The organism is Kaistia defluvii, assembly GCF_026343955.1.
Taxonomy (GTDB): domain Bacteria; phylum Pseudomonadota; class Alphaproteobacteria; order Rhizobiales; family Kaistiaceae; genus Kaistia; species Kaistia defluvii.
The window spans coordinates 1-26,650 of record NZ_JAPKNI010000004.1; the positions used below are offsets into that span (position 1 = coordinate 1).

General features: G+C 64.8%; 24 protein-coding genes and 2 tRNA genes. 8 read left to right on the top strand and 18 right to left on the bottom strand.

The window, feature by feature from the left end; translation table 11 throughout:
• The 4 genes from OSH10_RS11015 to OSH10_RS11030 form a co-directional block, all read right to left on the bottom strand.
• On the bottom strand, positions 1-744 hold a 744-nt coding region (locus OSH10_RS11015; protein ID WP_323181582.1), incomplete at its 3' end, for a DUF502 domain-containing protein.
• A 142-nt stretch (positions 745-886) separates the two neighbouring features.
• Positions 887-2,707 carry a glutamine--fructose-6-phosphate transaminase (isomerizing) gene (gene glmS / locus OSH10_RS11020; protein WP_266331791.1) on the bottom strand — a complete coding sequence of 607 codons (1,821 nt, stop codon included), beginning with the start codon at positions 2,705-2,707 and terminating at the stop codon, positions 887-889.
• A 125-nt stretch (positions 2,708-2,832) separates the two neighbouring features.
• The gene (gene glmU / locus OSH10_RS11025) at positions 2,833-4,188 is read right to left on the bottom strand and encodes a bifunctional UDP-N-acetylglucosamine diphosphorylase/glucosamine-1-phosphate N-acetyltransferase GlmU (protein WP_266331792.1); all 1,356 of its coding nucleotides are present in this window, start codon (positions 4,186-4,188) and stop codon (positions 2,833-2,835) included.
• Between the two features lie 88 nt (positions 4,189-4,276).
• Positions 4,277-5,014, bottom strand: a complete 738-nt coding sequence (locus tag OSH10_RS11030; protein WP_266331793.1) for a cytochrome c biogenesis CcdA family protein — start codon at positions 5,012-5,014, stop codon at positions 4,277-4,279.
• Between the two features lie 175 nt (positions 5,015-5,189).
• On the opposite strand from OSH10_RS11030, the gene OSH10_RS11035 reads away from it, so the two are divergent.
• The 3 genes from OSH10_RS11035 to OSH10_RS11045 all read left to right on the top strand — a co-directional run bounded on the left by OSH10_RS11035 (position 5,190) and on the right by OSH10_RS11045 (position 7,836).
• Positions 5,190-6,158, top strand: coding sequence for a carbohydrate kinase family protein (locus OSH10_RS11035; RefSeq protein WP_266331795.1), 969 nt, complete (start codon positions 5,190-5,192; stop codon positions 6,156-6,158).
• Positions 6,159-6,167: 9 nt separating this feature from the next.
• Positions 6,168-6,827: a chloramphenicol phosphotransferase CPT family protein gene (locus OSH10_RS11040; RefSeq protein ID WP_266331796.1), complete on the top strand. Its 660-nt coding sequence runs from the start codon at positions 6,168-6,170 to the stop codon at positions 6,825-6,827.
• Positions 6,828-6,894: 67 nt separating this feature from the next.
• Complete coding sequence (locus tag OSH10_RS11045; protein ID WP_266331798.1) at positions 6,895-7,836, top strand: protein-methionine-sulfoxide reductase heme-binding subunit MsrQ; 942 nt, start codon at positions 6,895-6,897, stop codon at positions 7,834-7,836.
• Here the strand turns inward: OSH10_RS11045 and OSH10_RS11050 are convergent.
• Positions 7,776-9,311: an amidohydrolase family protein gene (locus tag OSH10_RS11050; protein WP_266331799.1), complete on the bottom strand. Its 1,536-nt coding sequence runs from the start codon at positions 9,309-9,311 to the stop codon at positions 7,776-7,778. The genes OSH10_RS11045 and OSH10_RS11050 overlap by 61 nt on opposite strands.
• A gap of 175 nt (positions 9,312-9,486) precedes the next feature.
• On the opposite strand from OSH10_RS11050, the gene OSH10_RS11055 reads away from it, so the two are divergent.
• The gene (locus OSH10_RS11055; protein WP_266331800.1) at positions 9,487-10,152 is read left to right on the top strand and encodes a YitT family protein; all 666 of its coding nucleotides are present in this window, start codon (positions 9,487-9,489) and stop codon (positions 10,150-10,152) included.
• A gap of 13 nt (positions 10,153-10,165) precedes the next feature.
• On the opposite strand, the gene OSH10_RS11060 is transcribed toward OSH10_RS11055, so the two are convergent.
• The 3 genes from OSH10_RS11060 to epmA form a co-directional block, all read right to left on the bottom strand.
• Positions 10,166-10,801, bottom strand: a complete 636-nt coding sequence (locus OSH10_RS11060) for an FMN-binding negative transcriptional regulator (protein ID WP_266331802.1) — start codon at positions 10,799-10,801, stop codon at positions 10,166-10,168.
• An 84-nt stretch (positions 10,802-10,885) separates the two neighbouring features.
• Positions 10,886-11,956 (bottom strand): lysine-2,3-aminomutase-like protein, encoded by a 1,071-nt coding sequence (locus tag OSH10_RS11065; protein WP_266331803.1) that lies wholly within the window; start codon positions 11,954-11,956, stop codon positions 10,886-10,888.
• 15 nt (positions 11,957-11,971) lie between these two features.
• A complete protein-coding gene (gene epmA / locus OSH10_RS11070; RefSeq protein ID WP_266331804.1) occupies positions 11,972-13,015 on the bottom strand; it encodes an EF-P lysine aminoacylase EpmA in 1,044 nt (347 codons plus the stop codon).
• A gap of 142 nt (positions 13,016-13,157) precedes the next feature.
• Here epmA and efp point away from each other — a divergent pair, with 142 nt between their 5' ends.
• Positions 13,158-13,724, top strand: coding sequence for an elongation factor P (efp, locus tag OSH10_RS11075; RefSeq protein ID WP_266331805.1), 567 nt, complete (start codon positions 13,158-13,160; stop codon positions 13,722-13,724).
• A gap of 441 nt (positions 13,725-14,165) precedes the next feature.
• Positions 14,166-15,677 (top strand): putative bifunctional diguanylate cyclase/phosphodiesterase, encoded by a 1,512-nt coding sequence (locus OSH10_RS11080; protein WP_266331806.1) that lies wholly within the window; start codon positions 14,166-14,168, stop codon positions 15,675-15,677.
• A gap of 121 nt (positions 15,678-15,798) precedes the next feature.
• Here OSH10_RS11080 and OSH10_RS11085 read toward each other — a convergent pair whose 3' ends face one another.
• The 3 genes from OSH10_RS11085 to OSH10_RS11095 form a co-directional block, all read right to left on the bottom strand.
• Positions 15,799-16,446 (bottom strand): pyridoxamine 5'-phosphate oxidase family protein, encoded by a 648-nt coding sequence (locus OSH10_RS11085; protein WP_266331807.1) that lies wholly within the window; start codon positions 16,444-16,446, stop codon positions 15,799-15,801.
• A 5-nt stretch (positions 16,447-16,451) separates the two neighbouring features.
• Positions 16,452-17,171, bottom strand: coding sequence for an outer membrane protein (locus tag OSH10_RS11090; RefSeq protein WP_266331808.1), 720 nt, complete (start codon positions 17,169-17,171; stop codon positions 16,452-16,454).
• 521 nt (positions 17,172-17,692) lie between these two features.
• Entirely contained in the window at positions 17,693-19,039 is a 1,347-nt protein-coding gene (locus OSH10_RS11095) for a hemolysin family protein (protein ID WP_266331809.1), read from the bottom strand.
• A 492-nt stretch (positions 19,040-19,531) separates the two neighbouring features.
• Between OSH10_RS11095 and OSH10_RS11100 the strand changes: the two genes are divergently transcribed.
• Entirely contained in the window at positions 19,532-20,716 is a 1,185-nt protein-coding gene (locus OSH10_RS11100; RefSeq protein ID WP_266331810.1) for a glycosyltransferase family 9 protein, read from the top strand.
• Positions 20,717-20,956: 240 nt separating this feature from the next.
• Here OSH10_RS11100 and OSH10_RS11105 read toward each other — a convergent pair whose 3' ends face one another.
• The 7 genes from OSH10_RS11105 to OSH10_RS11135 all read right to left on the bottom strand — a co-directional run bounded on the left by OSH10_RS11105 (position 20,957) and on the right by OSH10_RS11135 (position 25,875).
• The gene (locus OSH10_RS11105; RefSeq protein WP_266332361.1) at positions 20,957-21,415 is read right to left on the bottom strand and encodes a L,D-transpeptidase; all 459 of its coding nucleotides are present in this window, start codon (positions 21,413-21,415) and stop codon (positions 20,957-20,959) included.
• A 50-nt stretch (positions 21,416-21,465) separates the two neighbouring features.
• Positions 21,466-23,391, bottom strand: a complete 1,926-nt coding sequence (locus OSH10_RS11110) for an ice-binding family protein (RefSeq protein ID WP_266331811.1) — start codon at positions 23,389-23,391, stop codon at positions 21,466-21,468.
• Positions 23,392-24,186: 795 nt separating this feature from the next.
• Positions 24,187-24,263: transfer RNA gene (locus OSH10_RS11115), tRNA-Arg, on the bottom strand.
• 41 nt (positions 24,264-24,304) lie between these two features.
• Positions 24,305-24,610: an ETC complex I subunit gene (locus OSH10_RS11120; protein WP_266331812.1), complete on the bottom strand. Its 306-nt coding sequence runs from the start codon at positions 24,608-24,610 to the stop codon at positions 24,305-24,307.
• A gap of 35 nt (positions 24,611-24,645) precedes the next feature.
• Positions 24,646-24,722 (bottom strand) — tRNA-Pro (locus tag OSH10_RS11125).
• A gap of 104 nt (positions 24,723-24,826) precedes the next feature.
• Positions 24,827-25,264 (bottom strand): DUF192 domain-containing protein, encoded by a 438-nt coding sequence (locus tag OSH10_RS11130; RefSeq protein ID WP_266331813.1) that lies wholly within the window; start codon positions 25,262-25,264, stop codon positions 24,827-24,829.
• A gap of 35 nt (positions 25,265-25,299) precedes the next feature.
• Positions 25,300-25,875 (bottom strand): cold-shock protein, encoded by a 576-nt coding sequence (locus OSH10_RS11135; RefSeq protein ID WP_266331814.1) that lies wholly within the window; start codon positions 25,873-25,875, stop codon positions 25,300-25,302.
• A 308-nt stretch (positions 25,876-26,183) separates the two neighbouring features.
• Between OSH10_RS11135 and OSH10_RS11140 the strand changes: the two genes are divergently transcribed.
• Positions 26,184-26,600, top strand: a complete 417-nt coding sequence (locus OSH10_RS11140; RefSeq protein WP_266331815.1) for a VOC family protein — start codon at positions 26,184-26,186, stop codon at positions 26,598-26,600.
• Positions 26,601-26,650 lie beyond the last annotated feature (50 nt).

Consider the following 26,650-nt stretch of genomic DNA (forward strand, 5'->3'; position numbering starts at 1 on the left):
CTGGGCTGAGCCGCCTGAGCGCCGGGTCAGGACCGGCGCCGGCGGGTCGAGCGGCGGGGTACGGGTCGCAGCCTCATATTCCGGTGCGACCAGACCGGCCGAAATGACCAGCTTCGCGGCCTCCTCCACCGTCATGTCGAGTTCGATCAGTTCGGCACGGCGCACGAACATCATGAAGCCGGCGGTGGGGGCCGGGGTCGGCGGCAGGAAGACGGTCACCCATTCCTCGCCGTCCTGGCTGATCCGCTGCCGGATCTCGCCTTTCGTCTCCGTCGCGATGAAAACGATCGACCACACGCCCTTGCGCGGAAATTCGAACAGCGCCGCCTTCTGGAACGACTTGCCGCCCTTGCCAGAGAGCACGGTCTCGAACAGCTGCTTGAGGGCGCTGTAGAGATTGCGGACCAGCGGCGTGTGGTTCAGCAGTTGCTCGCCCATGCGCACCAGCGAGCGCCCGACGAAATTGGCCGTCAGGAAACCGAGCAGCGTCAACGCCACGACAGCGACAAACACGCCGAAGCCGGGCACGGAAAAGGGCAGATAGGCGTCGGGGCTGTATTCGAGCGGAATGACCGGCTTCACCCAGCCATCGATCCATTTGATCAGGGACCAGGTCAGGTAGATCGTGATCGAGATCGGCGCGGCGATGACCAGACCGGTCAAAAAGTAGTTCCGCAACCGCTTGATCAGCCGACTGCCACCCGTTTCACCGGCTGGAGGGAGTTGGGGTTCCTGAAAGCTCATTCCACCGCCCACGCGCCTGAATCATGCCTGCCAGCCGCCATTATGACGGCTGGCATACGGATGACCAGAGGATACTCCCTGGCAACGGGGGCGCCGTAGAAATCGTTCCGGCGGGCGCGGCGCCGCGATTGTCGCGGCCCGGCTACTCGACGGTGACGGACTTGGCGAGGTTGCGCGGCTGGTCGACGTCCGTCCCCATGAAGACGGCCGTGTGATAGGCCAGCAATTGCACCGGGATCGTATAGACCAGCGCCGTCACGCTGGAGGGCATTTCGGGCAGGATGATCGTCGCCATCGTATCCATGGCGGCCGCCTCGGCGCCCTTCCGGTCGGTGATCAGGATGATCCTGCCGCCACGCGCCGCAACTTCCTGCATGTTCGAGACAGTCTTCTCAAAGATCTGGTCGTAGGGGGCGATGACGACGACGGGCATGTCCTCGTCAATCAGCGCGATCGGGCCGTGCTTCAATTCGCCGGCGGCGTAGCCCTCGGCATGGATATAGGAGATTTCCTTGAGCTTCAGCGCGCCTTCGAGCGCGATCGGATAGCTGGTGCCACGGCCGAGATACAGGCAGTGCTTGACCTTGGCGAGGTCGCGCGCCAGCGCCTCGATCTTCGCGTCGAGCTTCAGCGCCTCATGCATCAGGCGCGGCACTTCGCTGAGCGCGCGCACCAGCGCCTGCTCTTCGTCGCCGCTCAACACGCCGCGCGCCTTGCCGGCGGCGACGGCGGTCGCGGCCAGCACGGAAAGCTGCGCCGTGAAGGCCTTGGTCGAGGCGACGCCGATTTCCGGACCCGCCAGCGTCGGCAGCACGAAATCCGCCTCGCGGGCGATCGTCGATTCGCGGACATTGACGACCGCGGCGATCTTCTGGCCTTCGCCCTTGGCATAGCGGAGCGATGCCAGCGTGTCGGCCGTCTCGCCCGACTGCGAGATGACGATGGAAAGGCCGTTCTTCGACAGCGGCTGCTCGCGATAGCGGAACTCCGACGCGATATCGATGTCGACCGGCAGCCGCGCATAGCGCTCGAACCAGTATTTCGCCACGAAGCCCGCAAAGAAGGCCGTGCCGCAGGCGGTGATCGACAGCCGATCGATCGCGGCGAAATCGATGCCGGCCGGAAGCTTGGCGCTGCCGTTCACCAGGTCGAGATAATGCGCCAGCGTGTGGGCGACGACTTCCGGCTGCTCATGGATTTCCTTGACCATGAAGTGGCGGTAGTTGCCCTTGTCGACGACATGGGTGGTGCCCTGCAAGCGCGTCAGCGGCCGCTCCACGGGATTGCCCGCCTCGTCATAGATCGCGGCGCTGGTGCGCGTCAGCACGACCCAGTCGCCGTCGTTCAGATAGGTGATCTCATCGGTGAACGGCCCGAGCGCGATGGCGTCGGAGCCGAGGAACATCTCGCCCTCGCCCCAGCCGATCGCCAGCGGGCTGCCGCGGCGCGCGCCGATCAGCAGGTCTTCCTCGCCCTCGAACAGGAAGGCGAGCGAGAACGCCCCCGTCAGCCGGCCAAGAACCGCCTGCACGGCATCCTTCGGCGACAGGCCTGCGGCGAGATTGACCGTCACCAGATGGGCGATCACCTCGGTATCCGTATCGGAGGAGAAGGCGCGGCCGGCCGCTTCCATCTCCAGTCGCAACTCGCGGAAATTCTCGATGATACCGTTATGGACGACGGCCAGGCGCTCCGTGGCATGCGGATGGGCGTTGCGCTCGGTCGGCGCGCCATGCGTCGCCCAGCGCGTGTGACCGATGCCCGAGAGACCGAAGCGCGGCGAGCCGGCCAGCTTCAGGTCGAGATTGCGCAGCTTCCCCTCGGCGCGCAGGCGGTCGAGGTGACCGCCTTCCAGTGTCGCGATCCCGGCGGAATCATAGCCGCGATATTCCAGCCGCTTCAGCGCATCGACCAGCAGTGGCGCGACGGGCGTCCGGCCCAGAATGCCGATAATTCCGCACATGTTGCAGTTTCCCCGTTCGCGATGCCTTCGAGGCGGCATCCTAGTCCAAGTCAGATCCGAGCGCCTCTTAGCCTTTCGGGCCAAGTGCCGGAAATCACTTCCTGTTTCTTGCCTTCACCGACGGCCTAGACGCGGACGCGCTTGGTCTTGGCCTTCAGCTCGCGGAAGCGGGCGGCCCAGCCCGGTTTCTCCACCTGTCGGCCACGCGCGATCGCCAGCGCATCCGGCGCGACATCCTCGGTAATGACGCTGCCCGAGGCGACATAGCCGCCGTCGCCGATCGTCACCGGCGCGACCAGCACGCTGTTGGAGCCGATGAAGGCGCCCTCGCCGATCACGGTCAGCGCCTTGTCATAGCCGTCGTAATTGCCCGTGACCGTGCCCGCGCCGACATTCGCCTCGGCACCGACCTTGGCGTCGCCGATATAGGTCAAATGGCTGATCTTGGCGCCGGCGCCGATCTCGGCGTTCTTCACCTCGACGAAATTGCCGACCTTGCTCTTCGGGCCCAACTGCGCGCCGGGACGAAGCCGTGCGAACGGCCCGATCTCGGCGCCGCGCTCCAGATGGGCGCCGGTCAGATGTGAAAAGGCGTGGATGACGACGCCCTCATCGACCGTGACGCCGGGACCGAAGAACACGTTCGGCTCGATGACCACGTCGCGCGAAAGCTTCGTGTCATGCGCCAGGAAAACGGTCTCCGGCGCGGTCATGGTCACGCCGGCGAGCAGGGCTGCCTGCCGCGCGCGGTCCTGCCAGATGCGCTCGACATCGGCGAGCTCGGCGCGCGTGTTGACGCCGCCGACCTCCGCCGCATCCGCCTCGATGGCGACCACGCCGAGGCCGCGCCGGTTGGCGATCTCGACCGCGTCGGTCAGGTAGAATTCACCCTTGGCGTTGTTGTTCTCGACGGCATCCAGCAGCGCCAGGATCGTCTCGCCACGAAAGCCCATAAGCCCGGCATTGCAGAAGCCGATGGCGCGCTCCTCGTCGCTCGCCTCGCGCTCCTCGCGGATCGCCAGCAACTGCCCGTCGCGTTCGATCAGGCGGCCATAGCCGGTCGGAACCTCCGGGCGGAAGCCGAGCACGACGACGCTGGCGCCCTGGGCCAATTCGGCCCGCATCCGGGCCAGCGTCTCGGCGGTGACGAGCGGCGTATCGCCATAGAGCACCAGCACGTCATCGGCGGCGATTTCCAGCGCCTCGCGCGCCGCCAGCACGGCGTGCGCCGTGCCGAGACGCTCGACCTGCTCGACCAGCACCGCCGAGGGCGCGGCCTTGGCGGCGAAGTCGCGCACCGCGCCCGCGCCATTGCCGACGACGACGGCGAAACGGTCGATGCCGGCGCCGGTCGCGGTCTTCAGCACATGGCCGATCATCGGCAGGCCAGCGACGGGATGCATCACCTTGGGCAGGGACGATCGCATGCGGGTGCCCTCGCCTGCGGCGAGCACGATGGCGAGCGAAGAGCGATCCGGCATGGTTCCTCCAGGAGAGCGAAGCGGTGGCGCGTAGCTATGGCCCGAAAAGCCTAAATAGCTATTGCCGCATTTTTGGGATGGTCCGAAATCAGCCGATCCGCGACAGCGCGGGGAAGGTTTCGAGCAGCCAGAACGACATCGCCGTCATCTGGCCGGTCAGGAACAGCACGCCGGCGAGAATCAGGAAGATGCCCATCGCCTTCTCGACCATCGGCATGTAGCGACGGAACCGGCGCAAGCCGCCGATGAAGCGTTCGGCAAAGCCGGCGGCGATCATGAAGGGAATGCCGAGGCCGAGCGAGTAGATCGCCAGCAGCCCTGCGCCGCGGCCGACCGTATCCTGCGAACCGGCAACCGCGAGAATCGCCGCCAGCACGGGGCCAATGCAGGGCGTCCAGCCAAAGGCGAAGGCAAGGCCCAGCACATAGGCGCCGACCAGGCCGCCGGGCTGGTTGGCCACCTGCACCCGCGCCTCGCGCTGCAGGAAAGCGATGCGGAAGACGCCGAGGAAATGCAGGCCCATGACGATGATCACGAGGCCGGCGACGATGGAGAGGATCTCCTGCTGCCGCGCGACGATCCGGCCGAGCACCGAGGCCGTCGCCCCGAGCAGCACGAAGACGGTGGTGAAGCCCAAGACGAAGGCGAAGGAAGAGCGCAGCACCATGCGCCGGATGCGGCCATCCGCCTTGGTTCCCGCCACCTCGTCGAGGCTGAGCCCCGTCACGTAGCAGAGATAGGGGGGCACCAGCGGCAGCACGCAGGGCGAAATGAAGGAAAGCAGCCCTGCGATCAGGGCGCCCCAGAGCGTTACGTCTGACGGCATGGCTTCTCGGTCGTTGCGGCAGAAAACTTCGACGATCCGGCGGATGCCACCGGCGCAAGGCCGTTATAGGGCAAAGGCGGCGATGAAACACGAGGGACATCGGATCGCACCCCGGCGCGGACCGACGCGACGCGTCGAAGCGGCTTGGCGGCGCGCCGCGCTTCGGCTAATGGGCATGGACGACACAGACCAGCGGGAGAAGACCGAAATGATCGTGAGTTGCGGCGAGGCACTGATCGACTTCCTGCCGGTCAAGGATGCGGCGGGGAACGATTCCTATCAGCCGAAAGTCGGCGGCTCGCCGTACAACGTGGCCCTGACCGCCGGCCGACTGGGCAATCATACCGGTTTCCTGGGCGGCATCTCGACCGATTTCTTCGGCGAGATGCTGGTCGAGGAACTGAAGCGCTCGCTGGTCAGCCTGAAATATGTCGGCTTCTCGGCGCGGCCCACCACGCTCGCCTTCGTCAGCCTGCTGCATGACGAGCCGCAATACGCCTTCTTCGACGAGAATTCCGCCGGACGCCTGCACGATCCGGCCGCGCATGAGCCGATCGGCGACGAGGTCGAGGCGATCCACTTTGGTTCGATCTCGCTGATCCCCGAGCCCAGCGTCAGCCGTCTTGCCGCCGTGATGGATGCCAATCGCGGCAAGCGGGTGCTCTGTTACGACCCCAATGTCCGTCCGACGCTGATCCACGACCGCGACGCGTTCATCGCCAATGTCGAAAGCTTCGCGCATGGTGCCGACATCGTGAAGATCTCCGGCGCCGATCTCGAATGGCTCTATCCGGGTGTCGAGGCGGAGATGGTCGCGAGCGGCTGGCTCGCCGCCGGCACGGGTCTCGTCGTCGTCACGCGCGGCGGCAATGGCGTCACCGCCTATACCCCGAGCGGTTCGGTGTTCAGCCCGGTCATCCCCGTCACCATCGCCGACACGGTGGGCGCCGGCGACAGCTTCACCGGCGGCCTGCTGGCGCGGCTCTCCGAGAAGGGCCACCTGACGATCGAGGGGGTGCGCAACATCGACCCTGTCGCCCTCAAGGACGCGCTCGATTTCGCCAACCGCGTCGCCGCGATCACCTGCTCGCGCGCCGGCGCCAACCCGCCCTGGCGCAGCGAACTGGTCGAAGCCGAAGCCTGAGGCTTCGACGTGGCGCCGGCCCCTCGCCCTGGCTGGATCGTCATCCTGAACGGCGCGCCGCGATCCGGAAAATCGAGCATCGCGGCCGCCATCCAGGAGAGCTTCGACGGCGCTTGGATGAGCCTTGGCGTCGACGCCCATGTCAACGCCATCACGCCACCGCGCTTTCGGCCGGGCATCGGCCTTCGTCCCGGCGGCGAGCGGCCGGATCTCGAGCCGCTTCTCCCGGCCTTCTACGCTGCGCTCTACGAATCGATCGCGGCGCATAGCCGGCTCGGGCTCGACGTCGTCGTCGATGTCGGCCATCACGACGATTATTCGCGGCCGCTGCGCATCCTGCCGGATTGCGCCCGCCGGCTCGCCGGCCTGCCAGTTCTGTTCGTCGGCGTCCGCTGTCCCATCGAAACCAATATGCAGCGGCGTCGCGCCGGGCAGGTGGGGCGCGAGGGCCTCTACGCCGTGGGCACCGCCGGGGAGCCCGTCCCCGCCCCGGTCCAGCGCTGGCAGAACGCCGTGCATGTCCCCGGCATCTACGATCTCGAACTCGACACGTCGCAGCTCACGCCAGCCGAGTGCGCCGCCCGGATCCTTGCGCGCCTGACGGACGGCATCCCGCGCCCGACGGCCTTCGAACGGCTGGTTGAATTGGCGCCGCTCACGGAAAGCTGATCGCCTCGGTGACACAAATCGCCTTCTGGTCACGTATGAGGACTAACAGCGATTGCATGAGGTCCCGATGAATCGATCCGCTACGCCGGCCGCCCGTCTCTATCCCTGGCAGGATAGGAAGGGTGAATTCTCCGCCCTGAAGGCCATCGTCTTCGTCGGCGTGTTCCTGCCCGGCCTGTGGCTCGTGGCACGCGCCATGATGGGGACGCTTGGTCCGCGCCAGATGATCGAGATCAACCACCAGACCGGCCTCTGGGCGGTGCGGTTCCTGCTGCTGACGCTGGCCATCACGCCGCTGCGCCATGTCTGGCGCTGGCCGGAACTGGTTTTCGTCCGGCGCACGCTCGGCAATGCGGTGTTCGCCTATGGGCTGATCCACCTGGTCGCCTATGCCGGTGATCTCGCCTGGGACGTGCCGAAGGTGATCTCGGAGATCTTCGCCCGCGTCTATCTCACCATCGGGCTGATGGTGCTGATCCTGCTGACGCCGCTGGCCGTTACCTCGACCAATGGCATGATGAAGCGCATGGGTGGCCTCAACTGGCGCCGCCTGCACCATCTCGTCTATCCCATCATCCTGCTGGCAGCGCTGCACTTTTTCCTGCAGTCGAAGCTCGGCGTCACCGAGCCCATCGTCATCACCGCCGTCGCGATCTGGCTGCTCACCTGGCGCCTGCTCGCGGCCTGGCTCGGCGAGGCGCGGATCGCCACCCTGCCCGCCACGCTGGCGCTGGGCGCTACCATGACGGTCGCCACGGCGTTCGGCGAGGCGCTCTACTACTATCTGAAGATCGGCGTCGCCTTCAGCCGCGTCCTGCCGACCAATTTCAACCCCGCCGCCGGCATCCGCCCAGCCTGGATCATCGGCGGCATCGTTCTCGCCGTGCTGGCGGTGGCGGTTTTCCGCCGCTTCCTGCCGGCGAAGAAATCGGCCCGGCGTTCGGCCCGTCAGCCCGGCGTCGCCGCGAAACCGGAAGCCTCGTCGCAGCCGCAGGGAAACGCCGCATAGCGCTCGACGCGATACGGTTTCATCGACAGCCCCCGGCAGAAGCCGGTCACGGCCTCCTCCAGCCTTTCGACCTTGGCGATCTCGCCGGCGTTCAGTTCCAGCATGCGGTCGCGCGCCGCTTCCGCCTTGTCGGCGAGCGACGCCATGTCGGAGGCGAGGTGTCGGCCATCGCGGACGATGAACCTGCCGTCGACCATGACATGCCGCACGGCGGTCGCGTCCTCGGCGAAGACCAGTTGCGTCGCCGGGTCGTTGATCGGCATCCAGTTGGGGTGATCGAGGCTGAGGAAGACGATGTCGGCGCGCTTGCCGGGCGCGATGGCGCCGACATGGTCGAAGCCGGCCATCCGCGCCCCGCCCCGCGTCGCCGCATCGATGATTTCGGGCGCGGTCAGCCAGCGGCGGTGGTCCGGCTGGCGGACGGCGGCGACCTGGCCGGCGGCGCGCATCGCCTCATACATGTTCTGGTTATCCGACGAGACCGCGCCGTCCGTACCGATGGCGAGGTTGATGCCGCGTTCCAGCATTTTGCGCGCATCGGCAATGCCCGAGCCGAGCCGCATGTTGCTACCGGCATTGTGCGAGATGGACGAGCCACGGTCGGCGACGCGACGCAGGTCGTCATCGTCGAGCCAGATGCCATGCGCGATCGAGAAATGCGGCCCGAGGACGCCCAGGTCGTCGACATGGGCCAGCATGGTCTTGCCATACCTGGCGATCGCCGAGACGGCCTGCATCTTGGCCTCGCCAATATGGCTCTGGATGACCGTGCCATGCTCGCGCGCCAGCCTGTCGCAGCCAAGCATCAGTTCGTCCGAGCAGACCAGCGGAATGGTCGGCGCGATGCCAAGCTTGACGTGGTCCCGGTCGTGCGGCCAGCGCTTCAGCGCCTCGTCCATCAGCGCCAGAACCCGGTCGGTGGCCGGCGCGCCGTCGATTTTCGCCAGCGCGCGCAGATCGTCGGGCAGGCTTTCAACCAGGCCCGGAATGCCGCGATAGAAGGTCGTATCGGCCAGCATCGGCGCCATCACGGCGCGAATGCCGGCGTCGCGATAGGCTTGGCCCATCGCCTCCAGTTCCTCGATCGAGGCGACCGGCAGGCCGAAGGTCAGGTCGAAGGCGAGCGTGCAGCCCTTCATCGCCATCTCGACCGCGCCGAGATAGGTGTTGAGATACTTCATCTCCAGCGTCTGGTTGGCGAAGCGCGCCGGGGTCGCCAGCAGCAGGAGCTCCAGATTGAAGCGGTCGCGATAGCCGCGCGTCAGCGCCCCGGTGCCATGGGTGTGGCCGTTGACGAGACCCGGATGCAGCAGATGCCGGCGGGCATCGACGACCTCCGCATCGTCCGGCGCGGTGAGACCGGGCGCGCCGATCTCGAGGATCGCCCCGTCGCGGATCAGGATATCGCGCAGCGGCGCCGCCCTGGCCCCCGCATCGAGAAGGCGGCCACCCCGGATGATCTTGAATTCACGCATCGATTTCCCCTCTGACCCGGTCCGGCCCTGTCGCCCTTGACCATGCTAGATCGCCGCTCGTCATCCGTCAGCCGCCACAGCATCGCCCGGCGCATGGTGCACCGCAATATTCGCTTGTCGGCGATTTAAGACAGCATTACTGTCCTATTGCATCAATGCGTTTCGGAGATGGCCCATGGACGACGAACGGCAGCTCGCGCATTCGCTCTATGACGATGCGCTCGCCTTCCTGATCGGCACGCTGTTCATCGCGCTCGGCCTTGCCATGCTGAAGGCGGCGGGGCTCGGCATCGGCGGCACGGCCGGCATCGCCTTCCTGACCAACAAGGCGACCGGGCTCGATTTCGGCAGCGTCTTTTTCGTCATCAACGTGCCGTTCTTCATCTTCGCCTATCTCGCCTTCGGCCCGCTCTACCTGCTGCGCTCGGTCATCGCGACGGCGCTGCTCTCGGTCGAGACCACCCTGCTTCCGTCCCTGCTGACCTTCGGCCATATCGAGCCGATCCTGGCGGCGGCGATGGGCGGGCTGCTGATCGGCATGGGAATGCTGTCGCTGATCCGCCACCAGGCGGGCATCGGCGGCTTCGCGACGGCGGCGGTCTATCTGCAGGAGCGCTATGGCTGGCGGGCCGGCAAGCTGCTGATGGCGGCCGATCTCTGCGTCATGGCGGCCGCATTCCTGCTACTCCAGCCGAGCCAGGTGGCGCTCTCGGTCTTCGCCGTGATTTGCCTCAACCTCGTGCTGGCCTTCTACCACAAGCCCGGCCGCTATGCCGGCTTCGCCCGCTTCGAGCGCAACCGCAGCGCCAGGGCAGCCCTGGCGCGCTCACGCAGGGCGTGAGCCAGGCGCGGCCTCAGTCGGAAGCCGGCTTGTAGCGTTCAGCAACCAGCGCGGCCATCGGATGGTCGCTCTGCCGCAAGCCGTCGATGACGCCTTCGCGATCGACCGCAGGCCGGTTCTGGCTCACCTTCCATTTGCCTTCGATGCGGGAAATCGGGATCTCCAGCCCGACGATGCCTTTCATCTGCGCCGCAACGAACGGCTCCGGCGCGTCGTCGACGCTCCAGGCATGCGCCCGCGACTTCTCGCTCGCATCGGTCAGTTCGCCGACCTGCTGGCGCAGCCAGTCATTCGACTCGAGGATGCGCGGCGTGCCCCAGGCATGCACCGTGGCGTAGTTCCAGGTCGGGACTACCTTGTGGGTCTCGGCCTTGGTCGCATACCAGTTCGGCGTCACATAAGCGTTCGGCCCCTGGAACAGAACCATCGCCTCGGCGCCGGCCCGTAGCGCCGCCAACTGATCGTTGGCGCGGGCGAGATGGGCCCGCAACAGCCCTTTTTCGGAGCCGGCCGGATCGATCAGGAACGGGATCAGATTGGCCATCAGCCCGCCCTCGCCCGCCGTCACCAGCATGCCCAGCGGATGGGCGCGCATCAGCCCATGCATGACGTCGAGCCGGTCTTCACGAAAGGCGGGAGGTTGGTACACGGTGAACCCTCATGCGGAACGATAGGCCGATCCTGCCATCGGCCGGCAAAGGATCGCAAGGCGCCGACGCTTATGGCGCCAATTTCAGACGGTGTCGTTGAACCGGTATTCGTGTTCGCCGCCATCCGGATCGATCACGGTGCCGTCCTCGCGGACATAGTCCGGCCCGATCGGGACCTTGCCGTAGCCGCCGGGAATGTCGAGCACATAGGTTGGCTGGGCGAGGCCGGAGAGCCGGCCGCGCAAGGCGCGCATCAGCGCCTGCCCTTCCGCGATCGAGGTGCGGAAATGGCTGGTGCCGGGGGCGAGATCGCCATGGTGCAGGTAATAGGGCTTCACCCGCGCCTCGACGAAGCCGCGCATCAGCGCCGTCATCGTCTCGGGATCGTCATTGATGCCCTTGAGCAAAACTGTCTGGCTGACCAGCGCGATCCCGGCATCGACAAGCCGGGCGAGCGCCGCTTTGGCCTCCGCCGTCAGCTCGCGCGGGTGGTTGGCGTGGATGGCGATATAGACGGTCTTGCCGGTATTTCGCAGCGCCGCGACCAGTTCGCCGGTGATGCGCGCGGGATCGACGACCGGCACGCGCGTGTGAAAGCGCAGGATCTTGACGTGCTCGATGGCGCGGAAGCGTTCCAGCAGTTCCGCCAGACGGCGCGGCGCAATCACCAGCGGGTCACCGCCCGTAAAGACCACTTCCCAGATTTCCGGGCGCCCGCGGATATAGGCAAGCGCTGCCTCCAGTTCTTCCTCGCCCAGCATGGTCGGGCCGCCAGGGCCGACCGTCTCCCGACGGAAGCAGAAGCGGCAATAGACGGCGCAGACATGCACCAGCTTCAGCAGGACGCGGTCCTGGTAGCGATGCACCAGCCCCGGCACCGGACTATGCGCGTCGTCGCCGATCGGGTCCGCGCGTTCCTCCGGCAAGGTGGTCAGTTCGGCCGTCGTCGGCACGAACTGCGCCGCGATCGGGTCCAGCGGGTCGCTCGCGTCGATCAGCGTCGCCATGGCCGGCGTCACGGCGACGGCATAGCGCTCGGCCACGCGGTCCAGCCCTTCGCGCGCGTAAAGTGGCGCAAGGCCGGCTTCGACAAGCGCTGCGGGCGAACGCAGGGTCAGTGATTTTTCAAGCGGAATGACGGGTGAGCGCGACATTCCGCACTCTTTCGGTCATTCCGCCGCCGGTGTCCAGATCACGGCGTCAAGACGCGGCGCGCCGGTCGCCAGCATGACCAGCCGGTCGAAGCCGAGCGCGATGCCGGATGCATCCGGCATGATGGCGAGCGCGGCGAGGAAATCCTCGTCGAGCGGGTAGCGATCGCCATAGACGCGCTCCTTCTCGTCCATCTCGGCAATGAAGCGTCGACGCTGCTCGGCCGCGTCCGTCAGTTCGCCAAAGCCGTTGGCGAGCTCGACTCCGCAGCAATAGAGCTCGAAGCGCTCGGCGACGCGCGGATCGCTGGCCTTCGGCCGGGCCAGCGCCGCCTCGACCACCGGGTATTCGCACAGAACCGTCGGCCGGCCCTGGCCCAGATTGGGCTCTACCTTCTCGGCGATGATGCGGCTGAAAATGTCGCTCCAGCTGTCGTCATCGACAATGCGGATCCCGGTCGCCGTCGCCTGCGCCGCCAGCCCGTCGCGGTCCGGCGCGCCGTCCTCGGCGAGTGTCGCGAGCAGGTCGATGCCCGCATGACGAAGAAAGGCGTTGGCGACCGTCAGCCGCTCGGGCTCGGCGAACGGGTCTGTCTCGAAGCCGCGATGGGTGAAGCGGCGCGTCTGGGCCGCCTCGGCGGCCGCGGCCAGAAGCGCGGCGCAATCCTCCATCAGCGTCTCGTAGGCCTCGCCGGCCCGGTACCACTCCAGCATGGTGAACTCGCAGGCATGGCGCGGACCGAGTTCACGGTTCCGGAATACCGGGCCGAGCGTGTAGATCCGCTTTTCGCCGGCCGCCAGAAGCTTCTTGGCCGCGAATTCCGGCGAAGTATGCAGATACAGCGGTTGCCGGGTTCCGTCGGGAAACACGCGTTCGGTGGCGAAGGCGTGCAGATGCGCCTCGTTGCCGGGAGAAACCTGAAGGATGCCGCACTCGACCTCCACGAAATCCCGCCCCAGAAACCAGTTGTGCACCGCTGCCTTGATGCGCCCGCGCGTCATCAGCAAGGGACGGCGATCCGCATGGACATGCGGCGTCCACCAGGGGGATGCACGGGTCATTCTCGCAGTTCTCCTGTCATGGGCACCGGGCAAGCCTGCCGGCCGCGACGAGATTCGACTGGCGCGAAGCAGCGGAATCGCTATGGTGCGCGCCATAATCGCGCCTTTGTACGGGCGCCGACGCCAATCTGAGGATTAATTCGTGAAGGTTATCGCCAGCCAGGTCCGCAAGGGCAACATTCTCGAAGTCGATGGCAAGCTCTACGCCGTTCTCACGGCCGAGAGCTTCCATCCCGGCAAGGGTACGCCGACGACGCAGATCGACATGCGCGGCCTCGCCGACGGCGTGAAGATCTCGAACCGCTACAAGACCACCGAACAGGTCGAGCGCGCGTTCGTCGAGGATCGCGACTTCTCCTTCCTGTTCCAGGACGGCGAAGGCTTCACCTTCATGAACACCGACAACTACGAGCAGTTGATCGTGACGCCCGCCGTCATCGGCGACGCAGCGCCCTACCTTCAGGAAGGCATGGTCGTCCGCCTGTCGATCTTCGAAGAGCAGGCCGTCGGCATCGTGCTGCCGCAGCGCATGACACTCGAAGTCGTAGAGACGGAGCCCACCACCAAGGGCCAGACCGCCTCCTCGTCCTACAAGCCGGCGATCCTGTCGAACGGCGTCCGCTCGATGGTGCCGCCGCATATCGGCCCGGGCACGCGCATCGTCGTCCTGACGGAAGACGGCTCGTATGTCGAGCGCGCCAAGGACTGATACGAACACGGCTCGGGCTCGATTCCTTCGGAGATCGCGCCATTCTTTCAGCGGCGTCGGGCCCATCGCCCGGCGCCGTTCCATTTTGGCCAATCGCGGGAGCCGACCGCGACATCCCATGCCCGGCGAAGGCACGGCGCCTCAAATGTCCCCTGCCCATGAAATGACGTCGCGCCCCGGACCTGGCCTGCTGCGGCCATGCACGCAGAGCCCTTCAGGTGCTCAAAAGCCAACCTGACGTTGCGTCAATATAACAAAGCGGATTACTTCGGCACGTCGCGCGAAAACTGGCGCCTTTGCGAGCTTCCTTTTCTTCTATTGACTTGGCCGCATGTTATCCGCGACCCTACCAACATGTCAGACCGTGTTGCGCGGCAGCTATATCGGCAAATCGGTATGCTGTATTTGCATGACCGCCCCAGGACGCATTAGGCAGCATTCATGTTTATCGGGGCTCTTCTTCTGGGAACGATCACCTTTCTATTAGGTGGGCTGGGACTTTTTTTAGCACCCTTTGGCATGACAGCGAGTATCGCCCACCTGGTGATGACCGCCGGATTAGCGCTCTACGCCGTGGCGGTATATTGCCTATACCGAAATCTGTCCCGCATGCGTTGCGAACTCCAGCTTTCCATGGCCAAGCAGCAGGAACACAGCGCAGCGCATACGAGTGACCCGCTCACCGGGCTGCTGACGCGCGCCGCCTTCATGCAGGCCACCGAAGGGGCGCTCGCGCGGTGGCGGGACGGCTGCCCGGCTGTATTCGTCTTCCTGATCGACCTGGACCGGTTTAAGGCCGTCAACGATACCCATGGCCATGCGGCGGGCGATCGAGTCCTGGCGGAAGTGGGCAAGCGCCTTGCGATGCTTACCAATGACACCACGGTCGTCTCCCGCCTCGGCAGCGATGAATTCGCCATCCTCCTCCACGGCGGTATCGAAGGCGCCAGTGAAATCCTGGAACAGCACCTGCAGAAATGGCTGAGCAGCCCGATCGATACCCCCCAGGGCAGCATCCGGATCAGCGCCTCTGTCGGTCTGGCGATTTCCGAGCGGCGGGACCTCGATGCCGAGGCGCTGTTGCGCGCCGCCGACATGGCGCTCTATCGGGAAAAACGCATCGCCCGGAGCAAGATTGGCGCGATCCCGGCCCATTCCGATGATGATGTCGAGGATCACAAGGCGCTCCAGGCGGACTTTCAGCGGGCTTTGGACGGCGGCGAGATCGTCCCCTATTACCAGCCCCTGATCGCGTTGGACGGGGACAGTCTGATCGGCTTCGAGGTGCTGGCACGATGGGCGCACCCGGCGCGCGGGCTCATCGCGCCAACCGCCTTCATCCCCATCGCCGAAGAGATGGGCCGTATCGGCGACCTCTTTGACAGGCTTCTGGTTCGCGCCTGCCACGACGCCCGCGCCTGGCCGTCGAACCTCCGGCTTTCGGTCAATATCTCCCCAAGCCAATTTGCCGAACCCCAGATGGCCAGCCGGATTCTCGACATTCTGGCGCGGGAGAACTTCTCGCCGGCAAGACTGGAGCTCGAAATCACCGAGAACGCCCTTGTCGACGAAGTCTCGGCGGCGCGCCTGATCCTGACGACGTTGCGGCGGGCCGGGATTTCGGTGGCCTTGGACGATTTTGGAACTGGCTATTCCAGCCTGCGTCACCTCAGCGATCTGCCAGTCGACCGGCTGAAGATCGACCGCGAATTCGTCGAACGCGCCCAGATGAATGACGAAGGTTGGAGAATCGTGCGGGCCATCATGCAATTGGCGACGACCTTCGATCTGGCGACCACGGCCGAAGGGATCGAGGCGCCGGAGATCCTCTCGACGCTCCGCGAACTCGGTTGCGACATCGGCCAGGGATATCTGTTCGGCAGACCCGTTTCGGCAGAGCAGACAACCGCATGGCTGCGCCGTCGCACTGCACCCATAGCGCTGGCGTCGTAGACCGAAGACCGGGCCTGCAAGGCGTGGAAAAGCGCACGCTGCCCCGCAGCGTAGCGAAGCCCAGCGTGCGCCAATCCTCAAGGGGCGAAGGCCCCTGCGTGGCCTGCAGCCCCGGCGGAGGCTACATCCGCACCGCGGCGTGATCGCCAACCGCCGGCTTGGCGCCTGTCACGGCTGCCGTCAGCATGATCGCGGCGGAAATGAGCTTGTTCGGCGAATCCCAGATTTCACCGCGATAAGGCGTCACGGTCAGCAGCCGGATCGCCGGATCCTCGGCAGAATCCCACCACGCCTTGGCAAATGGGGACCATAGCGCCTTGATCTTGGCGCGATCGTTGCTGAGTTCAGCCTTGCCATTGATCACGACGTATTTGCCGCCGGGAGAATCCGAGAATCCCAGCATGACGTCCGGAAACGTCTCGAGATGGCTGTAACGCGTCGCGCCCTTATCGACGAGGAAATAGAAAGCGCGGGCATCCTTGTCGACATTGGCCGTCAGCGGCCATTGTTCCATCCGTTCGCCGTTCCAGGTTGTGAACAGGGCAAACTGGATCTTCTCGGTCAGTTCCCATGCACGCTCCTCGATCTCCGCGAGCGTCTTGCCATGATCTTCTTCGTGCGCCATCGGTGCCTCCTTGGTTCGCTGGGAAAACGCGAAGCACGGAGATTGGTTGCCGGGCGGCGGCCCATCGACGGCGCTGGAAACGCTGGGACCAACCCGAAAACAAAAAGGGGCGACCCGAAGGCCGCCCCGATCCGTGACGGTCAAGCAGCTCAGAACTTGTAGTTCAGGCCGGCCTTGAGCGTGTGGAAGCGCGTGTCCGCATCCATCTTGACGTTGGTGTCGCCGATGTTCGTGTCGAACAGGGTCTGGCTGCCGAGGTCGACATACAGATATTCGGTCTTGAGCGTGATGTTCTTGGTGATGCCGTATTCGAAACCGGCGCCAGCCGTCCAACCGTACTGGGTATCGGAGGTGGAGACACCACTGCCGTTGACATTGATGGACGACTTCACGTCGCCATAGGCGAAACCGCCCGTACCGTAGAGCAGCAGGTTGTCGAGAGCGTAACCGACGCGACCGCGGACCGTGCCGAACCATTCGACTTCCGAACCGGCATCAAAGCCGAAGCCGGCGATGTTGCCAGAGACCTTGCCCTGATACGACGCCGCAGCGATATCAGCCTCGACGCCAACCACCCAATTGGGATTGAACTGCCAGTTGTAGCCGATCTGCGCGCCGCCGAAGCCGCCGCTGGCATCCTGCTTCAGTTCGCCGCTGGTGCCGAATCCGTCAGAGCTGATGCCGAGCGGATACTTGAAGTCACCGGCGGCGACGCCGCCATGCACACCGACGTAGAAGCCGGTCCAGTTGAACACTTCCGGAGCAGCAGCGACGGGCGCCGGCTCATAGGTCAGATCCGCAGCCTGAGCGGCAACGCCGCCCATTGCCAGAATGGAAGCCACGGTGAGAGTGCGAATTGCGAATTTCATTGCTGAGCCCTTTGCCCGAAGAGTTTTCCCAACCACCCGGCGGTGGCTGCCCCGTCTGGCTACATCCTCTAGCGGATGCGGCGCGCGCTGGCTGTTGCATCCGTGCATCACGCAGGGGAATATCACGCTAGGGAATATATGTTCCCTACATAATCCACGATGACATCAGAAGAAATTCGCAGCTAAGTTCCTGACTCCACTGAAGTATTTTGAATCATGATGGCAGTTCTATCCCCCCTTCATTCCGCAGGGAAAAGGCCGGGAAAACGTTCTGCCGATCGACCATCCGACCCGCGAAAGGCCTCCCCATTGCGGGGCAAGATGCTCGATCGACGCAAGGGATAAGGAGATTCGCTCGCCGGTCCGGCGAAATGTCAGCGAGGGGTCCATCGGGATGGCGGCAGGCCAGACGGAGCGCCCCGCCGCCTCATGGCGAGGCCAAAAATCGGCGAGGCCGAGAGTCTCCGGCGCGCTGCCTTCGGGCCTTTGGAGGCGAGCCGCCAGCCCGTCGAGCGCAAGGCTCAGTCCCTGACGCCCCCCGTCGCCGCCGGGACCGGCTGCACGAGCAGTTTGTCGATCCGCCGGCCATCCATGTCGACGATCTCGAAGCGCCAGTCCTCATAGTCGAAGCGCTCGCCAACCTTGGGGATGTGGCCGAGCTGGGCCAGCGCAAATCCGGCGATGGTGTGGAAGGCGCCGTCCGCCGATCGCAGCCGGAATCCCAGCCGATCGAAGGCGGCGTGCGCCGGCATCATTCCGTCGACCAGCAGCGAACCATCGTCGCGCTGGACCACATCGGGATCCTCGCCTTCGGCGCTGGACAGATCGCCGGCGATTGCCTCCAGAAGATCCGTCTGGGTGACAATGCCATCCATGCTGCCATACTCGTCGACGATGATCGCCAGTCGGACCGGCGCCTTCTTGAACTGATCGAGCACGCGGAAGATCGGCGTCGCCTCGTGGACGACCATGGGCTGGCGAAGCACCGCGAGCGGATCGATCGGCCTGCCTTCGAGAACCTGGCCCAGGAGATCCTTCTTCAGGATCATGCCGATCGGCTCGTCGATGCTGCCACGGGCCACCAGCAGTTGCTCGTGGCGGGACTCGCCGATGCCCCGCAGGATTTCCTCGGGACTGTCCTCCGAATCCACCCAGTCGATCTCGAGGCGCGGGGTCATGATGTCAGCGATGCGGCGGTCGCCGATATTGAAGACCCGCTCGACGACCTCCTGCTGCGAGTAGTTCAGCAGGCCGCCTTCCTGGCTGGCGGCGATCAGCAGCTTCAGTTCCTCCGGCGAGTGAAGCGACTCCTCCCCGGCGCCCGGGCGAAGGCCGCACAGGCGAAGGACGAGATTGCCGAGGCCGTTGAGCGACAGGATCGCCGGCCTCAGCACAAACAGGAAGACGCTGAGCGGGCGAACCACCCAGAGTGCGGTCGTTTCACTGCGCTGCAGGGCCAGGCTCTTCGGCGCCAGTTCGCCGAGCACGATATGCAGCGCGGTGATGATGACGAAGGAGATCACGACCGCGATGGTGTGCGACGCCGCGGTGGCGAGATTGCCCGGAAGCGCCGCCAGCCAGGGCTGGATCAGATGCGCGAGCGCCGGCTCTCCGACCCAGCCAAGCGCCAGCGAGGAGATGGTGATGCCGAGCTGCGTCGCGGCGAGATAGGCGTCGAGGTGATCGACGGCGCGCTTCAGCGCGACAGCATTCGTCCGCCCGGCGGAGACGAGTTCCGTGACGCGGCTACGGCGGACGGCAACGAGGGCAAACTCCGCGGCAACGAAAAAGCCGTTCGCGGCAACAAGAAGCAGTACGGCCAGTATCCCTGCGAAATCAAAGATACTACTGCCATCGGAACTGGGCATGGTCTCCTCTCGGACGGCTGCTGCCGCCGCGCTGCGTTGATGGACCCCTTACCCATACCATAGCGATCCCGCACGCCGGCAAGGTGGACCGCCCGACTGGACAATCAAAACGGGTATGGATGCGGTTTGGCAGGCTCCGCGCCTATGACCTCACCCGAAGGGCGCCGCGCCCGCACGACGGCAGAATGCTGCGCCTGCCATTGAGAAAACGCCGGTCACTCCGTCCAATAGGGCTGACCCTACGGACCGGAGGCATCGGTCCCCGTGTCGGCACAAGCAGCACTCGACACGGTAGACCCGTCCAGATACAATGCAACCATAACGAGAAATCGTTGGCCCATCAACGATCCCGCCTTGCCCCTTCTATCATGAACGCCAAGCCGTGCTTCCCCCGCCGGATATTGACCCACCCCGTGGTCGCCAAGAACTAGTCACCCCGTTTACCCGATTGTTTGAAGCATGACTTATATAATAGCGAAGCAGGCGGATCGGGTGATCTACCGGAGCTGGCAGCCAAGCCCGCAATCGGAAGGCGCATTTCGCCTGCTCGTGCTCAAGCTGGATCACATCGGTGATTTCTGGATGGCTCTGGGCCCGTTGAAGGAACTGCGCAGCCGGTTTCGAGATGCGCATATCACACTTGTCGTGGGCAGCTGGAATCTCGAAACCGCCCTTCGGTTCCAGCTTGCCGACGACTATGTGACGTTTGACTTCTTTGCTCGAAGCCCGAAATCGGGCCAGAAGCGAAAAGCACCGGAAGATCTTCTCGAACTTCTACCTGCCCAGGCGTTCGATCTCGCCATGGACATGCGCGTCCCCGACGACACCAGATGCGTCTTGCTTGCCGTCCGCGCCCACCAGCGAGCCGCCATCGTCGATCGATATCGGCATCCACAGATTGATATTGCGATCTCCCCGGGGAGATTGAAGCTTCGCCGAAGCCCCGCCTACAAGCTGCTGCAGAAATTGTCCCTATCCAGCTGGATACCGCGACGCTGGGTGGACAAGCACGCGGATCGCGACCAGTTGCAACTTCAGCACGTAGCCGAGACTCTGACCCAATTGGTTGCCAGAGCGTCGGCGGATGTTGACGAACAGAGAAACGGCCGCCGAGAGCCGCGCCAGCCCGTTGACGAAGACGCACCCATTGTCGTTGCGCCCTTTTCCAATTCTGCGCTGCGCGATTGGCCGCTTCAAAGCTTTCAGGAACTGATCGCCCGGCTCCCGCCAGAGCATCGCGTCGTCGTGGTCGGGCGGGACGAGGATGTCGCCGCGCTTCGAAGCTCCGCCGGGAAGGCCGAGGCGCTGGGAGCGGGGCGCGTCGAAATCGCAACGGGCCTCTCGGAGCAGGAATTCAACCAGTTGCTGTCCTCTGCGGCTCTCGTCATCTCCAACAATTCGGGAGCCGGGCATGTCGCCGCCCAACTGGGGCGTCCGACGATCGGGATTTTCACGGCGTCGCACTTGCCGGAACTCTGGGGATTCCGGGGACCGCTTGTCAGCATGCTGATGAGTTCGATCGAGTGCCGTGGCTGCGGCATCGACGTCGTCCGCCGATGCCCGGAACACGTTCGCTGCAAGTTCGACATCACGGTCGACCACGTCCTGGCCGAGATCGCGGCCCTGACGCAACGCGAGGTCCAGGCCAGCCCGGCAATATTATCGAACGTGGCGTGAGATGCCGCGCCTTCGGGCCATTCGAGCAAGCTCCGTCGCGAAAGTGCCCATAGCAGCGCCGCCCCGCCGTAAAAGCCTCCTTCCCCCGCCTCTTCCCTGGCTGTCACGCTGTTCGACCGGACCTGCCGCGCGGGCGCGAGGCCGAGCCAGTTCCGGGAACGGTCGCGTCCAGGCCGGCGCATGAACGGCAAGGCTGCTCGCCGCCATGGGCGGATCCGGCGGGGCGGAGGAGCAGACGGATCAGCGTCTCACGACGACGGGCGTGCCGACAGTCACCCGCCCAAAGAGGTCCAGAATATCCTCATTGTGCATTCGGATGCAGCCAAACGACACGAATCCGCCCACGGAGCCCGGCTGGTTTGTGCCGTGGATGGCATATTCACCCCCCGCGAGCGTCATCGCCGCGGCTCCCATCGGATTGGCCGGCGATCCCGAAGGAATGAAGTCGGGCACGTTCGGACGGGCTCGCTTGATGGCCGCGGGCGGCGCCCAGTTGGGGCGAAGATGCTTGCCGTCGATCGAGGACGCGCCGACCCACTGGCGTCCCGCCCGGCCGACGCCGACCCTGTATCGCAGGGCTCGCCCCCCGGGCAGAACCAGGTAGAGCCTGCGCTCCTCGGTGCGCACGACGATCGTTCCGGGCGGGTCGCCGGCGGCGAACGCGACGAGTTCACCGGCGAAAGAACCGCTTGTCGGAATGACCGCCAGGATAACGGCGACGAGAAGCGCCGGCAGAACAGCCCGGCCCCTTACCACCGGTATTTCAGTTCCCCGGAGCCCGTGTAGGACTGAAAGCCTTCGGCAAACTGCCCGTCGACGGAGCCGCCGATCGCGAATCCGCTCAAGAAGGCAACCTCCGTGCCTGCCGATAGGAGCAGCGAGTCCGTGGCGGGCTCTGCGCCCGTGACGGTGAAGGGCGATCCCGGCAGTTCCTGAAACGAAGCCTGCATTTCCGTTTCCGACCAATAGTCATGCGCCCAGGCTGCGCCGGCCCGCACAGAAAGACTGGTGCCTGGATCGAGCGCGAAGCTATGCTCGGCTCTGGCGCCCAGTTCCACGCGCGCGAAGGTCGTCGTATTCGCCTCGTAGGCAAGCGCGAACGTCGAGGCGCCGACCGCGGTGTTCTCGCGATAGGCCGGCGTGCGAATTGCCTGCACGCGCAGGGCCGCATAGGGCGTCAGCCAGTCGGCGCGGTAGCCGGCTTCAATATGCACGGCGCCGTTGTGGGCGGAGAATTCCGCCGCATACTGATCATACCCTGCGACGGTGACGAACCGATCGGTCGAGACGTCATGATAGGCATAGGCGAGCGCGGCCGTGAAATACGCTCTGTCGAAGTTCGTTCGGCCATAGACGGCCGCCTGTACCATGTTGCTTCGTCCGCCACCGAGCCAGTTTGACAGGTCGAAATCGGTGTTGCCGCCTCCTACCGCGAAGCCGATCTCGGTGTCCGGGCTGATCCTGTGGTCAGCGCCGACGGCGAAGCCGCGCAGGGTCGACGTCCGCTCGTGGCTTCCGACCGAGAATTCCCCGTCCGTCTTGCTGTTGCCGCCATAGCCACCGGCCCAGAACTCCCAGCGGCGCGGGTCGGGAATGACGCGCGACGGGTCCAGCGCTGCGAAAGCCGCGCTTCCCACGGACGCGCTTGCCGTCGCGTAGCCCAGCACCCTCACGGTGCTTGGGGCCTCTGCAGGCATCGGCGCAGACCTGCGCCCGTTGCCGAAGCCTGGCTGGAGAACCAGATTCAGGAAGGAGTTCATGGCCTGGATCCCGGTTGGCGCGACGCCGGTCGCGACCTCCCCCGAGAGTTGCGTGAACGCCTCCGCCAGTTCTGCGGGCGAGAGGAAGTCGACAAGATCCTGGAATCCCGGCGGCAGCACGCCGCCGCCGGCCACGTAATCGTCGATCGCCCCCGCCACGGCTTCCTGGTTATCCGTGGCGTCGGATCCGATCACCTCGCCAGCGGTCATCTGCTCGAGCACGCAAACCGTGATGTTGTTGCTGTCCATGGTCACGGCTTCGGTTTGCGCCCAGGCTGCCCCGCAATTGATGTTGGCGCCGGTCGTGAGCGTAATCGCCGCGAGCGCCAGGATCTGGCCCTGGAACGTCGAGGTCGTCCCGAGAGTGGCCGAGGACCCAAGCACGAAGAAGACGTTGCCGCCTTGCGCGCCGTTGATCAGTTGGACCGAGGACGCGCTGCCGGTGGTCAACGTGCTGCCGACCTGGAATATGAACACCGCATTGGGGTTGCCTTGGGCATCAAGGGTCAGAGGCCCGCCCAGCGTGTTCAGCGACGCCGTCGTGTCGAAGTGATAGACGCCGGCGGTGAGCGTCTGACCGCCCAGGTCCTGACCCGTCAGATCCTGTGTGACCGCCCGCCCCCAGAGTTCGTTGTACCGGGTCTGAAGCTCGATCTGCGCATTGATGGCAACCTGGTCATTGGAATGCAGCGTGCCGTTGACCTCTCCCGGGCTGGGAGTGGTACCGAGCCCGGTGATGGCCGAACCGGAACTGACGCCGACGTTTCCGTTGATGATCGTCGGGCCGGTATTGGTGACGGTGGAGCCCGCCAGCACCCCGAAGCTATCGAGGCTCTGAGCGCCAGCCGTGGTGGCAAACACGGCAATTGCCACCGACAGGATCGGCGTTAACGGTGTCGGACGCAGGCGCTTCATGGTGGCTCCTTTAGCTTGCCCGAGCACGCTAGACGATTCTGCATATGAATAGTCATGATTCGGCCGATCGATATAATTCGTGATCTACTCTATTTAGATAAACGCCTTTCTTTATGAATATCCCTCGAAACTCGAATCATTTGCACCAGAAGTTTCAAATCTCGTATTTTAAAAAAACTTCAGATAGAGCGGAGTGAATCACTATTCCAAGCGATAAAATTAAGTCAATTCAATAAAATATTGCCAAATCTGGTGGATTTCCATTTCTTCGAAGAGGGAAATAAAGCGGAGACACCAGTCGAGCTCCTGGCTCCAAGGTGGCCTTGCCGGCGTCCGCCAACTTGGGCGGAAACGTTTAACGCCCGATCCGCGTGCGCCCGATCCGGCTTCATCGTCGACGCAAGTCCTCGCCATGCGCTGCGTCGCGGCGCCCGGCCGGCGATCCGCCAGTCGGCTTGCGGGAAATCGGTCAGAACGCATCAGCGCTCTACTCAAAGTTGACGTTGCGGCAAAGGAGGATAGTCTCCAAAGCGCGTTCATCAGATGGGCCCCTTAGCCGACTGAAGCTCGCAGCCCGCCGGCCCCCTGCCAGGTGCCGGCGGGCACCTCGGTTCGGACGAGCTTGTCGTGGCTCTTATGATGGCTTGGGCGGCGGTCGAAAGCGCAGGGCGCGTCCGGGGTCATCTGACAAAGACGCAGCCGCCAAATGCGACGCGGATCAGGGAAGCGTTTCGGAACAAGCCGCGGCCCGCCGAATCGGAATGCGCAGAATTTCAGTCTAACTCAGGGAAACGTTGGCGACCCCGGCTGGGCTCGAACCAGCGACCTGCCGCTTAGAAGGCGGCTGCTCTATCCAGCTGAGCTACGGGGCCAATCGTCTCGGCCCATCCGTCCGGACGGCGCCGAGGCAGGGTCAGTGCGTCCAGGACTGCAGCCGACCAAACTTGAAATTGTCCGAATAGGAGATCTTCTTGCGCGTATCCGCATGCGCCGGCATCAGCTGGTAGGGGATGCCGTTCTTCTCCGCATAGGCCACAGCCTCTTCCTGCGTATCGAACTGCAGCTTGATCTGGCGGTTCATGTCGGAGGACGAGGTGTAGCCCATCAGCGGCTCGACGGAGACGGGGATTTCCGGCTCGTAGGAAAGCGTCCAACGCTCGGTCTTCGCCTTGCCCGACTGCATCGCATTCCGTGCCGGCTTGAAGATACGCGCAACCATTGTCAGCTCGCCTCCATGGGATCTCTTCGGTCGAATGGTCGGGGCAGTAAGATTCGAACTTACGACCCTCTGGTCCCAAACCAGATGCGCTACCAGGCTGCGCTATGCCCCGACATTCTTCGACTGGGGTGGATTACACGGTCCGCCCCGGGTCTTCAAGGCATTGCAAGCCGACAAATGGCGGCCTCAACAGCGCATCTTCGGCGCAGATCCGATTCAGGGCTTCGGAATGACGAAGCGATCGCCGGGCGCCAGCCCCAGACGCTCGGCGCTGCCGGCCACCATTTCCAGCACGTAGCGAGCCGGCGCGCCGCCCGGAATCAGGTCTTCGGAAAAGGGCTTCGTCGCCCGCTCGATGCGCGAGGTGCGGCCGTCCGCCTTGATGAAGATCATGTCGAGCGAGAGCGGCGTGTTCTTCATCCAGAAATAGAGCGGCTGCTCGTTGCCGAAATCGAACAGCATGCCGTGATTGGGAGCCATCTTCTCGCGCCCCATCAGGCCGCGCTCGCGCTGCGAGGGGGTGATGGCCCATTCCACTGTGATCGCGTGGGTGCCCGAGCGGGTCGTGACCCGAATCTCGCCCGGCTTGTCCGCCGCCAGCACGCCGCTGGCCAGCGCCAATCCGAAGGCGAGCGCCGCCCCGAGGGTGCGCAACGGAGAAAAGCGGGAGCGGGATCGCGCCACAGCGATCAGTGCGACGACGGGCCGGAGCCGTCATCCGGGCGGATTTCGGCAGCCATCAATCCCTTGTCGCCGTCGCCGAAACGCACCAGCACGGTCTGGCCCGGCCGGAGTTCGGTCAGGCCATAGCGACGCAGCGTCTCCATATGGACGAAGATGTCCTCCGTGCCCTCGCCCCGCGTGACGAAGCCATAGCCCTTGACGCGGTTGAACCACTTGACGATGCAGCGCTCGAGGCCGCTGGTCGGCACGATGACGGTGTGGGTGCGCGGCGGACCGGCCTGGGCCGGATGGATCGCCGTCGAATCATCCATGCTCAGCACGCGGAAAGCCTGGAGCCCGCGCTGGCCCTGGGTGACCTCGCAAACGATGCGGGCGCCCTCATAGGCGGTCTGAAAGCCGTCGCGGCGCAGACAGGTCACGTGCAGCAGAATGTCCGGCGAGCCATCGTCCGGGAGAATGAATCCATAGCCCTTCGAAGCATCGAACCACTTGATCGCGCCCGCCACTTCGACCAGATCCAGCCCGCCTTCGTCCTCGTGCCTTGCGGCGGACGATGGTTCAGCGCTGTTCTTGGAACCCATCTTGTCGGCCCCCGATAGGCCTTCCAACGAGGCCGTCCTTCTCACATGGCCGATCGCGCGATACCGCCATTGCGGCAATGTTGCGACCGAATCCCCGCATGAGAATAACATCGGATCGAAGCGTGACCAGTGACATCCCGGCCACAACCGTGGATTTCCGTTAACGCCGGTTAAGGAATGACGCGGGGGCGGTGCGCGGGTTTCTGTTTGCGCCGCCGGCGTCTATGGTGTCGGCGCCATATGACGGACAGCACCGCCTCTGCGGTGCGGCTTCCGATCGGGAACATCTGGGAAAGGACAACGCGCCAATGAAGTATCTCCACACCATGGTCCGCGTCACCGACGTCGACAAGTCGATCGCCTTCTACAAGGAGCTCGGCCTGAACGAGGTGCGCCGCATCGACAATGAGAAGGGCCGCTACACGCTGTATTTCCTCGCGGCGCCCGGCGACGAGGCCGCCCAGGTCGAACTGACCTTCAACTGGGACCCCGAAGTGTATGGCGAGGGTCGCAATTTCGGCCACCTCGCCTATCTGGTCGAGGACATCTACGCGCTCTGCGACAAGCTGCAGAAGGCCGGCATCGTCATCAACCGCCCGCCCCGTGATGGTCACATGGCCTTCGTCCGCTCGCCCGACAACATCTCGATCGAGCTGATCCAGGCCGGCGATCCGCTGCCGCCGCAGGAGCCCTGGGCATCGATGCCGAATACCGGCAAGTGGTAACTGCCCATTCGTGCCGCCTCAGCGATGAGGCGGCACTCTATCCACAGGCG

Excerpts from the sequence above, each read along its gene's own strand:
- OSH10_RS11035 (WP_266331795.1), top strand. The coding sequence starts at position 5,190 with ATGGACGACACAGACCAGCGGGAGAAGACCGAAATGATCGTGAGTTGC.
- OSH10_RS11055 (WP_266331800.1), top strand. The coding sequence starts at position 9,487 with ATGGACGACGAACGGCAGCTCGCGCATTCGCTCTATGACGATGCGCTC.
- OSH10_RS11135 (WP_266331814.1), bottom strand. The coding sequence starts at position 25,875 with ATGGGTTCCAAGAACAGCGCTGAACCATCGTCCGCCGCAAGGCACGAG.
- OSH10_RS11110 (WP_266331811.1), bottom strand. The coding sequence starts at position 23,391 with ATGAAGCGCCTGCGTCCGACACCGTTAACGCCGATCCTGTCGGTGGCA.
- OSH10_RS11050 (WP_266331799.1), bottom strand. The coding sequence starts at position 9,311 with ATGCGTGAATTCAAGATCATCCGGGGTGGCCGCCTTCTCGATGCGGGG.
- OSH10_RS11030 (WP_266331793.1), bottom strand. The coding sequence starts at position 5,014 with ATGCCGTCAGACGTAACGCTCTGGGGCGCCCTGATCGCAGGGCTGCTT.
- glmU (WP_266331792.1), bottom strand. The coding sequence starts at position 4,188 with ATGCCGGATCGCTCTTCGCTCGCCATCGTGCTCGCCGCAGGCGAGGGC.
- OSH10_RS11090 (WP_266331808.1), bottom strand. The coding sequence starts at position 17,171 with ATGAAATTCGCAATTCGCACTCTCACCGTGGCTTCCATTCTGGCAATG.
- OSH10_RS11140 (WP_266331815.1), top strand. The coding sequence starts at position 26,184 with ATGAAGTATCTCCACACCATGGTCCGCGTCACCGACGTCGACAAGTCG.
- OSH10_RS11080 (WP_266331806.1), top strand. The coding sequence starts at position 14,166 with ATGTTTATCGGGGCTCTTCTTCTGGGAACGATCACCTTTCTATTAGGT.
- glmS (WP_266331791.1), bottom strand. The coding sequence starts at position 2,707 with ATGTGCGGAATTATCGGCATTCTGGGCCGGACGCCCGTCGCGCCACTG.
- OSH10_RS11045 (WP_266331798.1), top strand. The coding sequence starts at position 6,895 with ATGAATCGATCCGCTACGCCGGCCGCCCGTCTCTATCCCTGGCAGGAT.
- OSH10_RS11095 (WP_266331809.1), bottom strand. The coding sequence starts at position 19,039 with ATGCCCAGTTCCGATGGCAGTAGTATCTTTGATTTCGCAGGGATACTG.
- epmA (WP_266331804.1), bottom strand. The coding sequence starts at position 13,015 with ATGACCCGTGCATCCCCCTGGTGGACGCCGCATGTCCATGCGGATCGC.
- OSH10_RS11065 (WP_266331803.1), bottom strand. The coding sequence starts at position 11,956 with ATGTCGCGCTCACCCGTCATTCCGCTTGAAAAATCACTGACCCTGCGT.
- OSH10_RS11120 (WP_266331812.1), bottom strand. The coding sequence starts at position 24,610 with ATGGTTGCGCGTATCTTCAAGCCGGCACGGAATGCGATGCAGTCGGGC.